Source organism: Nitrospirae bacterium YQR-1, assembly GCA_039908095.1.
Classification (GTDB): domain Bacteria; phylum Nitrospirota; class Thermodesulfovibrionia; order Thermodesulfovibrionales; family Magnetobacteriaceae; genus Magnetomonas.
Window position 1 is genome coordinate 1 of the sequence record JAMOBJ010000108.1, and the last position, 511, is coordinate 511.

At 38.7% G+C, this 511-nt stretch carries 1 protein-coding gene; it reads left to right on the forward strand.

Features of this window, described 5'->3' with window-relative positions:
* Positions 1-305: 305 nt before the first annotated feature.
* The coding region (locus H7844_16130; protein ID MEO5358805.1) for a hypothetical protein at positions 306-511 on the forward strand (206 nt) is incomplete at its 3' end.

The window sequence follows — 511 nt, forward strand, 5'->3', positions numbered from 1 at the left end:
GAATGGATAAAATATCAGATAAATTAACAAAAAAGTATGAAAGAATTTTTCACAGAGCAGAAACCGATGTGATCTTCTGGAGTCGGGAGGATTTTATCTTTTATACCCTTATAGAAATTCTAAAATATTTGGAAAATAAAAAGAAATAAAATGGAGGTAGAAAATGGGAATCCCAGCAAGTGAACCATCTTGTAGCATGGGGTTAAGTTGGGCTGAGTGGGCCTGGTTGGGGGGAGTGTTGTTCTGTTTGTTATTGGCGTTTTATGTATTTTGTGAATTTATTAAAATTGCTAAAAGGAGGATTTATGGACGAGAATAAAGCATTGGTGCAGTTGGAGAAGATGCCTATACTTGAGCATGAACCAGAAGAGGTTATGGAACAGGTTATAAAGGTATCAAAAATCCTGAAAGACGTAGTTGAGAAGGCAGGGTTGTCCAAGAGGTTCGGGGGGGAAAAGTCCCATATCTTCTACGAAGGGTGGCAGACAGTTGGAGGGTTCTTTTCCCATTC